The sequence below is a fragment of the Flavobacterium suncheonense GH29-5 = DSM 17707 genome (assembly GCF_000430025.1).
GTDB lineage: Bacteria > Bacteroidota > Bacteroidia > Flavobacteriales > Flavobacteriaceae > Flavobacterium > Flavobacterium suncheonense.
Genome location: NZ_KE387020.1, coordinates 153,753 through 164,430, shown reverse-complemented (window position 1 = coordinate 164,430; position 10,678 = coordinate 153,753). Strand labels below are relative to the sequence as shown.

At 38.6% G+C, this 10,678-nt stretch carries 6 protein-coding genes; 1 reads left to right on the top strand and 5 read right to left on the bottom strand.

All coding sequences use genetic code 11. The features are described 5' to 3' along the window. Positions 1–57 precede the first annotated feature (57 nt). From cas9 to G498_RS0110900, 4 genes are all read right to left on the bottom strand, one after another. Complete coding sequence (cas9, locus tag G498_RS15490; protein WP_081694237.1) at positions 58–4,398, bottom strand: type II CRISPR RNA-guided endonuclease Cas9; 4,341 nt, start codon at positions 4,396–4,398, stop codon at positions 58–60. A 347-nt stretch (positions 4,399–4,745) separates the two neighbouring features. Continuing rightward, a complete protein-coding gene (locus G498_RS0110910; protein WP_026981179.1) occupies positions 4,746–5,303 on the bottom strand; it encodes a dihydrofolate reductase family protein in 558 nt (185 codons plus the stop codon). 26 nt (positions 5,304–5,329) lie between these two features. Continuing rightward, on the bottom strand, positions 5,330–7,339 hold the full coding sequence (locus G498_RS0110905; RefSeq protein ID WP_026981178.1) for a heavy metal translocating P-type ATPase: 2,010 nt from the start codon (positions 7,337–7,339) through the stop codon (positions 5,330–5,332). Positions 7,340–7,538: 199 nt separating this feature from the next. Continuing rightward, the gene (locus G498_RS0110900; RefSeq protein WP_026981177.1) at positions 7,539–8,291 is read right to left on the bottom strand and encodes an alpha/beta fold hydrolase; all 753 of its coding nucleotides are present in this window, start codon (positions 8,289–8,291) and stop codon (positions 7,539–7,541) included. A 519-nt stretch (positions 8,292–8,810) separates the two neighbouring features. Between G498_RS0110900 and G498_RS0110895 the strand changes: the two genes are divergently transcribed. Then, positions 8,811–10,214, top strand: a complete 1,404-nt coding sequence (locus G498_RS0110895) for an FAD-binding oxidoreductase (RefSeq protein WP_026981176.1) — start codon at positions 8,811–8,813, stop codon at positions 10,212–10,214. Between the two features lie 38 nt (positions 10,215–10,252). Here the strand turns inward: G498_RS0110895 and G498_RS0110890 are convergent, their stop codons facing one another. Continuing rightward, positions 10,253–10,651 carry a hypothetical protein gene (locus G498_RS0110890; protein WP_026981175.1) on the bottom strand — a complete coding sequence of 133 codons (399 nt, stop codon included), beginning with the start codon at positions 10,649–10,651 and terminating at the stop codon, positions 10,253–10,255. Positions 10,652–10,678 lie beyond the last annotated feature (27 nt).

The window sequence follows — 10,678 nt, the reverse complement described above, 5'->3', positions numbered from 1 at the left end:
TGTGGTTTGAGCTGTTTAAGAATTTGAAACTTTATGTCAATGAACTTTTAATTTATTTTATAAAATTGCAACTTTACCTAACGGATTAATCTTGAATTCTTTATCATTCAATAAAAAATCACAATTTGACACTCTCAACCTTAACCATGGCACTGGAGTATCAAAATCTACTTGAGAATTTTTCAAATTATTATCAGCCATGAATTTGACAATAGTCAATTCTTCTTTATTTGCACTACTTTGCTGCATTGCCGTTTTATGATGTCTGAATTGAATTCTTCCATCTCCCTCAAATCCGATAACTTTATATAATCTTTTCATAAATTCTTTATCACCTACTTCACTTAATTCTTCTCTACTTTCCTCGTAAAACAGGACTAAATCACCCTTCTTAATTATATATTTTAACGGTAAATCTAACTTTAAATGAATGGCTGGCACAATTGTATTATGATTTTTAGAATCATTACTTAATTTATAATAGTTACCTGCATCCATATAGTTTAACAATTCAAATCCTCTTTTTAAATTACCTTTTTTATCCTGACCTTCATAAATAGCCATAGCATAATTTTCACCATTAACCCCATACACTTTTTGCTTATGTTCGTGCTTAGATTTTGAAAGCAAACTATGTTCTTTAATCTCCAAAGGATTTTTTACAGAATTGGCATATATCCTCACCTTATTAATAGGAATTTGTTTTTCTTCGTTCATCCAAACTGTACCTGACATTTTGTTTTTTTGTTGCGTATTGGATGACAGTAATAACACTTTGTTAGCAATAGCTTGTTTTACTTTTTCTTTAACGATTTCATCAACAATATTTTCAATATCATTAGCTTTTAAACTTTCTAAATCTTTACGAATTACATAACGTATTTCCGTTGTATTTAATGGATTTTTAATAGCTCCATAAATACTGTCTTGGTGTAAAGAACCACGAATAGTATCACCTTGTTGGATTCTTGGCAACTTCTTGCCATTACAATCTAATTTATAGATGATTTTTCCATTACCGTCTTTTTTGGCAACAGCTTTACCGTTTATATCCCTTTCGATTTCAGCAATGTATTGTTTTTTACCTCTAACTCGAACAATCTTTTTGGATTGTTTTTTTACATTATCAGGTGTATGATGAGAAACCAAAATTTCTCCTTCTATTTTTTGTAAATCTTCTGTAAAGGTTGGCCAAGGTTTTGATTCGGATAAAAGTTTTCTTGCTTCATTACCGTTTTCATTATCTTCTTTTGTCCAGGCGTTTGCTAACACATCATATTTGTCCTTAGTCATACAGGCTATGGTTATAGCGTCAATGGTATGATGAGTATGTTTGCTTCGATCTTTTTCCTCATAATATTTTTTACCGTCTTTGATAAAACTTGGCTGTAGCCCCCAGATTTTTCTAAATTCGGCAACCATTCCACCCTTAACACTTTCTACTCTGTTAAAGTAAGAATTCAAATAAGCACGAGAATATTTGGTGATGATTCCGGTATCTGGAATCTGACTATTCTTAAATCCAACTTTAGCCTCTTTCCAAACAAAACGTTCATACTTACCTTTTAAATAATCACGTTTTAAGGTTAAATAATGTCTTCTTCGTATTTTTTTGTCTTTAGCTTCCTTAGTAGCAGCGGCTTTCGTTGATTTTATGATTTGTTCTATTTCCCAAGTTAGTTTGTCTGCTTCTTTACGCCAGTGGTCAATATAAGGTAGTAACAATTCATAATTATTTAACTCTATAGGCATTTGATTTTTTTTAATGTCTCTGTTAAATCGTTTGCTGCAAAGTGTTTTATTCATCAATGAATTATCTTGCGAAATGCTTCTCGGTATGGTGTGTTCAATATCGTAATCAGGGTTTTCGCCAATAATTTGATGAATTCCAATTTTTTTACTTACCCCACCATTTAATGTTGGTTCGTATATTTCCATTCCATTTTGCTCCACCCATAATTGGTATCTCAAAATATCATCCTCTGTTGGTTCGATATCTTTACCTGTTTGGGCTTTATAATCTTCTTTTATTTGTTTAGCAAGATCCTGTCTTTTATTTTGATTTTCTTTTTGAAAATCCTGTATTGCTTTTCGCTTGTTGGCATCGTTTAACTCACGCGCTAATTCTATATGTACTTTGGTCTTCTCATCAACTAAACCTTCTAATATTAATGTATTCAACACTTTTCGCAATTGATGCAAAGCGCGCATAGCCATAGGATTTTTGATGGATGAAATCAAAGGGCTACCTAAAACCACTTTTTCATTTCCAAATTCATCTTTTATGATTTTCTTTTTAAAAACTTCTATATCTGATGGGTGATATAGTTTATGCAAACGATTTTGATTGCTACAATAGATTTCGCCATCTTCGTTTTCTCCTTTCAAGAATTCAATTACTTTTTCATCTAATCTTTTAATAGGGATATATTCATGTTTTTGTAATTGTATAATGAAAATCGGAAACAATTCCTCTACAATATCATCTTGGTCTTCATTGTTTCTAAAAATAGTAGCGACCTTTTTTTGTAAATCATTTTTATAGGTATGTTCAGCTTCTTTTGAATAATAACAGTTATCGGCTTTACATTCTTTGATTAAACCGTTTATGATTTCTAATTTACTGTTTTCAAGAGTGTTATCATCAATAATCTCAGCTATTTTATTTTGGATGTACAAGCGTTCTTTAGGATTGTTCCAAATGTGTTCATCTACAATATTTTCAATATTAGCCATAAAAACGGCATGAGAATACAATAAACCTTGCTTTAAATAAGGTGTTATTTTAGCAATTGCGTTCAAACTTAAACTGGCAAAATCTTTTTTTAATCTGATTTTACTGAATGATTTAGCTCGTTTTTCATCTAAGCCAAGTTTGTTTTTTGCATATTCCTCTAAATAAATATCGGAAGTAGAAACAGATAACAAATGCCAAATATCTTTGTAGTAAACAGTTCTTGTAACCGTTTCACCTTTTGAGTTTTGAGTTTGATAGTTCCATTGTTTAGTATTCCAATCGTCACCAAAAATATTTTTTAGTGAAGCTGAAACAACACTGCCCGGAACAGTATCTTTCGGTTTATAGTTAAATAAATAATGTGCTGATTTAGCATTAGAAGACTTATAAAATTCGAATGTTGTTCCTTTAACAATGAGTTCTTTAGCCAAATCTTCGAAATTGAAATTGTCTTTCTTTCTTAAAAATTTAGGAATTAGTCTTTGCTTTTCAGCTAAAGTTAGAAAGCGTAATTTTTCATCTTCTGGTGTTTTTATTTTTATAGTGTTTAAATAACTCCACATTCTGTATTCCTCAAAATCAGGATGTGAGATTGCACAACGTGTTTTATTTTTTTCAAAGGAACATTTACCAATTAGTCCTTTTTGTGATTTTAAGGGACGTTGAAAAAATATTGCTCGATATAATTCTTTTGCTAAACCGCTATATCTTTTTTCTGGTAATTTTTCATTTTCATTAATTTCTGTTATTCCTTGTGCTTTGCAAATTATTTCAAATTCGGCTAAATAATGTTCTTCCCTTGCAGTATAATGATTTCTTATTTTACCTTTACTGTATAAGCTATAGAAGTATTGACCTAAAGTACCAAAATTTCCATCTTTCATGGCTTTTGATATTTCTCCAATCTCTTGTTTTACTGCTCCCTGATCTTCTTTTCTATTTAGTCTGGCAATAACTTCTGCTTTTGCTTTTTCAAAATCATTAGACTTAATTATCTTTTCAAGAGCATTATATAAAGATTTGAGTTTCTTTTCTCCTTCATCTAAATCTTTTGAATTCTTTTCAAGTATATCTAATCCGTCAAAATAATCTTCAATTTCAACCATTAAATCATTAACAGTTTGAGCCTCTTCAATTCTACTTTCAATATTGGGTGCGTGTTGCTCAATAATTCCATCAGCCGATTGATCTAATCTATTACTTAAAAAGCCTCTTCGTTGCGCAATATGATACAAAGCTCTGCCAAGCTCATACAATGAAACTTTCTGTCTACTTGCTCTATCTCTAAAAATATAAGGATTGATGTTTTGGTTATCATCAGTGCGCAACCATTTTAAAAACTCCGGATTTAATGGATATTGTTTGAAGCCAGATTTACGCCATCCATTTACTTCGTCTACTGATAATGGGCACATCCCATTTTGTGAAAGCACTTTCAAAGTCTCATACTTTCGAAGTTTTCTTCTAAATTTTATTTTGCGAGCGCTTCTATAATTGGTTCGTTCAGCAGCACGTGAGCTTTCAATGCCTTTCTCAGATTTGACCCCTTCAGAAAATATCCTAACTCCTTTATCAACTAATGAAAATTCAGTTCCATTTTTATCAACGATTGCCCATCCAATCGAGTTTGTTCCTAAATCCAATCCTAAAATTCGTGCCATATATTTTTTTATTTCCTTTTTATCGTTACATTTGAAATGTGAAAAAATTATTCTAATCTTTAATCTTATCACAATAAGGCTATATGCCGTAGATGAAAATCTTTAGTCCTGCTTCGGTGGGACTTTTTTTATTTATAAACTTCCCAAACATACCCATAAAAAACCACCCACACAATCACTAAATTTAGTGATTTTTCAAAAAAGTTTGCCATGAGTAGAAGTGGCTTCGAGGGCCTCAGCCACCGCGCAACACAACAAATATCATTCGTCTTAAGCATCAATACAAAAAAATGAACAACAAAAACAAAACCTCAATCAAAGCCCCCCGGTCTGAGAACGCGCAACCATTAAGAACTACCCCTTTCCCCTTCATAATAAAGAATAACCGCCCCGCTGCGAAACGTTTTAGTTCTAATCAGTTTAAGCACAATCCTTTCGCGGATGTCTTTAAATAACGGCAAACCGCTTCCGGCGATAACAGGATGAACACAAAGCTGGTATTCGTCGATTAAACGGAGTTTCGTCAGCGCTACAATCAGGCTGGGGCTGCATACAAAAACATCTTTGCCTGATTGCTGTTTCAGCGTCAGAACCTCTTTTTCAAGATCCTGTTCGGCTAATTTGGCACTTTTCCAGTCCAGGGTTTTCAGTGTGCGGGAAAAAACAAGTTTTGGAGTGTTGTCCATGGCTTCGGCAAAATCGTCCATTGTTTTATCGCCTGTGGGATTTTCCAGTAGGGTGCGCCAAAATTCCATCAGCTGGTAGGTTATCCTGCCGTATAAAGCGATATCGGCAGTTCGCAACAGGTCGGCGTAATGCTGATGTATTTCTTCGTCCGGGATAACAGCGGTATGGTCGCAAAACCCGTCAAGCGTCATATTGATGGCTGCAATTACCTTTTTCATAGTCTTCTTTTTATCGTTATCGCACTTTAAAACCGCATTCGTTGTATTCTGACAGCGTTTAAAATCGCCAGCAAAGCCACACCAACATCTGCAAAAACCGCTTCCCACATGGTCGCCAATCCGCCTGCGCCCAAAAGCAGCACAATTCCTTTTACCGCAAAGGCTAAGGAGATGTTTTGCCAGACAATTTTCTTAGTCTGCTTACTGATGGTAATCGCCATCGGAATTTTACTTGGTTTGTCGTCCTGTATGACCACGTCTGCCGTTTCAATAGTGGCATCGCTTCCCAAGCCGCCCATCGCAATTCCCACATCGCTCAGGGCTACCGCCGGGGCGTCATTTACACCATCGCCCACAAAGGCCACACTTTCCCGGCGTGATTTTAGTTCTTTCACTTTGTTCACCTTGTCTTCGGGCAGACAGTCGCCAAAAGCATTTGGAATCCCCAGGGTTTTTGCCACAAATTGAACCACCGTGGTTTTGTCGCCACTCAGCATCGTGGGTTTTACCCGCAGGGATTTTAAGCGATCAATGGTAAGTTTGGCATCTGTTTTTATAGTGTCGGATATGGTAAGGTAGCCCACAAATTGGCTGTCGTAGGCAACGGCAATAACGGTATAAACGATATCCTTTAGGTCTTTTTGGTGCGGAATGCCGAATTGTTCCATCAGTTTGAAATTCCCGACCAGCAATTCTTTTCCGTTTACAGTGCCTCTCAGTCCGTGCCCTGCAATTTCTTCCACATTTTCAAGCGGAATCGTATTGCCGGTATTCCCGACAAATTCATGGATGGCGGTAGCAACAGGATGGCTGCTGTGACGTTCCAGCGCATCAACCATTTGCAACAGTTCAACTTCCATAAAGGCCGGGTCAAACACCACTTCCTGCACCTTAAAAACGCCTTCGGTCAGGGTGCCCGTTTTGTCCATCACCACATGCTGAACAGTCGCCAGCACGTCTAAAAAGGTACTGCCTTTAAACAAAATTCCGTTTTTACTCGCCGCACCAATTCCGCCGAAATACCCCAGCGGAATGGAAATCACCAACGCACAGGGGCAGGAAATCACCAGAAAAATGAGCGCCCGGTATAACCAATCGGCAAACTGATAATCGGTTGTAAAAAAGTAGGGGAGAAAACAAATGCCCACAGCCAAAGCCACCACAATCGGGGTGTAGATTTTGGCAAATTTCCGGATAAACAACTCTGTCGGAGCTTTCTGGGACGTGGCATTCTGTACCAACTCTAAGATTTTACTCAGCTTACTGTCGGTATAGGCAGTTGTAACTTTTACCTGAGCAACCGTGTTGAGGTTAATCATGCCGGCCAAAACTGTTTCACCTTTTGTCTTGGTGTCGGGCTTGCTTTCGCCGGTGAGCGCTGCGGTGTTAAACGAAGCCGTTTCCGATAAGAGTTCCCCGTCCAGTCCCAATTTCTCTCCGGGCTTTAGTTGTATGATTTCGCCAATGACTACGGTTTCCGCTTTTACCGTTTGCGGTTGCTTGTTGCGCAAAACCGTTACTTCATCCGGCCGTTGGTCGAGCAGGGATTTGATGTTGGCTTTTGCTCTTTTTACGGCCAGGGTCTGAAACACTTCGCCCACGGCATAAAACAGCATAACGGCCACACCTTCGGGATATTCACCAAGGGCAAAAGCTCCGAGGGTCGCGATACCCATTAAAAAGAATTCCGAAAAGATTTCCCCCTTGCGAATGCTTTCAAGCGCTTCTTTAAGTACGGGAATCCCGACAGGAAGGTAAGCTGCTACATATCCGATAATTTTTACCCAACCGGTAAACCATCCGGGTTTCAGAAAATGGTCCAAACTGATGGTAGCGAGCAATAGCACCGCAGAAAGGATACTCGGCAAAAAAAGTTTCATTAGACTGCTTCCGCCGTGGCTGTGGTCGTAATCGTGGTCGTGGTGATGGCGTTCTTTTTCCTCTGCTTTACTGTAAATTTTATCTTCCAGCGTGCAACACGTCATCCGGCCCTGCGCATCGTAGGTGTGTTTGTGATTTTGGTCTGTATTGATCATGGCAGCGGTGCTTGTCGTACGTCTTTTCCTGTCGTTGGGTTGCCTTTTTTAAAGACCATCAGCCTGCAGATAAGGGTAATTTAAAACCGTAAGGCTGCTCAATTCATCCATTTAGCAAAAGAAGCCTTTATACAATCCTTAAATTTAGTGATTTTTCGGCAATTTACCCTGTCTTTCGCAAGACAAATTAGCGACCGTTTTAACGAATCAGCCTGTTGATGAAAGTTGCGGCGATTTTCAAAACTACGTCCGGCTGCTCTTTGTGTGGGGTATGTCCGACAGTCGGAATAACTGCTTTTTCAGCGCTTCCGCTTACCTGTGAAATGGTTTTTTTCACCTGATTCAATGTGCCGTATTCGTCGTTTTCACCCTGAATGAAAAGCAGAGGAGCCGTAATGCTTTTCAGGAAATGTTCGATATTCCAGTTTCGGAATGCAGGACTGCGCCAGGTTTCGGTCCAGGCTTTTACCATGGTATCCGTTTTAGTGCCGTGGTATTTGGCCAAACGTTCGGGCAAATCAGTTGTGGCGTAGGCTTCAGCTGCTTCACAGATTCCTTTCAGGGTAATGTCTTCCACAAAAATATGCGCCGCTTCCACGATAATCGCCTTAATTTTTGAGGGATATTTGCTGGCCGCAATAAGCGCAATGGAACCACCGTCACTGTGTCCGAACAGGATGACATTGCTTAACGCATATTCGGTTATAATCCGGTTTAGCACATCCGCTTCCAGTTCCACATAATCATTGTTTCTTACGTGTGTCGGCATCGGTTGCGATTGTCCGTAGCCCAAACGGTCGTAAATAAGAAGATTACATTGGGTAAGGGCCGCTAATTTTTCGGGGAAATCGCGCCACAGAGCAATACTTCCCAACGAATCGTGCAAAAAAATAAGGGTAGGCCTTTTCGGATCATTTTGGATGTGTTTAATTTCTAAATCAGTCAGCTTCATTTTAGTTTCAGACGGCAAATAGGTTAATAGCTTTTTTGTAATTTTTTTGTTCAATAATAATTCTGGAAATATTCCCTTTCATAATTTCAGAGGTTTCACCGTAGATAAGCAGTACACCCAGTTCGGTTAAAGCACCGGTCTAATCTGTGTGTGCATTCAACGTCAAAACAAATCTAATAAAACTGCCTTAAAACATTATCTAAACCAAAGCACAAAAACACAGTTAATCCTTTCCAATTCATACTTAATCCATATATAGCGTATATATGTCGTATATATGTCGTATATATGTCGTATATATGTCGTATATATGTCGTATATATGTCGTGTATATGTCGTGTATATGTCGTGTATATGTCGTATAAAACTTAATGTTCAAGCCTGCAAAATTTCAGTTATACAAATACACCATGCTCAATACCATTAATACTTTCCTCAGCCCTAGAAAACAGCATCTTTATAAACATTTGATTCCGTCATCCCGTTTAGTTTATTAAATTTGTTTAAAAATAGCATGTCATGCCACTAACACCCGAAATACTGCAAAAACTGGAAACCATCGTAGGCGCATCGTTCGTGTTTACAGACGAAGAAACCCGCAACCACTACGGTCACGACGAAACAGAAGATTATGTGTTTCCGCCAAGTGTTGTTGTGAAACCGGCATCTGCACAAGAGATTTCGCAGATTGTGAAACTGGCGAACGAATACAAAATTCCTGTTGTACCCATTGGCGGAAGAACCGGTTTAAGCGGCGGTGCGTTGAGCATTTATCAGGGCATTGGTTTGTCAACAGACCGTCTGAATAGCATCCTTGAAATTGACGAAAGAAATCTTCAGGTAGTAACCGAACCGGCTGTAATCACACAGGTTTTACAGGAAACCCTTTTAGAGAAAGGCCTGTTTTACCCGGTAGATCCAAGCAGTCGCGGCAGTTGTTTCATCGGTGGTAATGTTGCTGAAAATGCCGGTGGAGCAAGAGCTGTAAAATATGGCGTGACCAAAGATTACGTCCTGAATCTGGAAGTAGTATTGCCAACCGGAGAAATCATCTGGACCGGTGCCAACACCTTGAAAAACTCAACAGGGTACAACCTGACACAGTTAATGGTAGGCAGTGAAGGGACTTTGGGCATCATCACCAAAATCGTTTTAAAACTCTTGCCGAAAAATGCGCACAATGTCTTAATGCTGGTGCCGTTTTACAAAGCCGAACAGGCCTGCGAAGCCGTTTCCGCCATCTTCAGGGCAGGTGTAGTCCCAAGCGCTCTGGAATTCATGGAACGCGATGCCATCGACTGGGCCATCAAATACATTGAAGGCGTTAACATAGCTATTAAAGACGAAATTAAGGCCCATTTATTAATTGAAGTAGACGGTAATTACCCCGATGTTTTAATGCTCGAAGCCGAAAAAATAATGGGAGTAGTCGAACAGTTCGAAATTGATGAAATCCTTTTTGCCGATACCGAAGACCAGAAAAATGCCTTATGGCGCATGCGTCGCGGTGTGGCGGAAGCCGTAAAATCGAATTCTGTGTATAAAGAAGAAGATACTGTGGTACCGCGTTATGAATTGCCAACCTTATTAAAAGGGATTAAGACGATTGGTGACAAATACGGTTTCAAATCCGTGTGTTACGGGCACGCGGGAGACGGCAACCTGCACGTAAACATCATCAAAGCCGATATGACCGACGATAACTGGAAAACGCAAGTTCCTAAAGGCATCCGCGAAATCTTCGAACTGACCGTTTCCCTAAAAGGAACCTTATCCGGGGAACACGGAATAGGGTATGTGCAGAAAAATTTCATGGACATCGCCTTCAACAACAGTCAATTGCAGCTGATGAAGAGCATCAAAAAGGTCTTCGATCCGAACAATATTTTAAATCCGGGCAAGATTTTTCCGGATGCACTATAAAGTCAATAAAAAAGGATGTGAAGTACTCACATCCTTTTTTATTTGTTCTTAAACACAGTTAAAGCAGCATCCGGATTTTTAAACGTAGGCGGTTGTTCGCTAATGTTAGCAATGCGTTTTTTATTTAGCTTCATTGTGATATCGGCTTCCGTAGTAAACAATAAAACCCACATAAACGGATTGTTGATGTAAGGCGTCAATTCGGATTCCAGATCGTCCAGTTCGATAATTTTCTCAATCTCCTGCAATCCTTCGTTGTAAATTTTATGAATGACCGACAGTTTTAAAGTGCCGTTTTCCACAGCGGTTTTTACGTAAATGTTCAGCAATTCCGGTTTTCCGATAGTTTTGGTAAAGGTCAGTTTAGCAAAAGTACCATCGGCAATACTGGAGTGTACGGCGTTAAAAAAAGAAGAAAATACGATAGTGTTCGTCATTGTGTTATAATCTGTTGCTTTGGAAGC

Coding starts and splice junctions, on each gene's coding strand:
- G498_RS0110900 (WP_026981177.1), bottom strand. CDS start 8,291: ATGAAGCTGACTGATTTAGAAATTAAACACATCCAAAATGATCCGAAA.
- G498_RS0110910 (WP_026981179.1), bottom strand. CDS start 5,303: ATGAAAAAGGTAATTGCAGCCATCAATATGACGCTTGACGGGTTTTGC.
- G498_RS0110905 (WP_026981178.1), bottom strand. CDS start 7,339: ATGATCAATACAGACCAAAATCACAAACACACCTACGATGCGCAGGGC.
- cas9 (WP_081694237.1), bottom strand. CDS start 4,398: ATGGCACGAATTTTAGGATTGGATTTAGGAACAAACTCGATTGGATGG.
- G498_RS0110895 (WP_026981176.1), top strand. CDS start 8,811: ATGCCACTAACACCCGAAATACTGCAAAAACTGGAAACCATCGTAGGC.
- G498_RS0110890 (WP_026981175.1), bottom strand. CDS start 10,651: ATGACGAACACTATCGTATTTTCTTCTTTTTTTAACGCCGTACACTCC.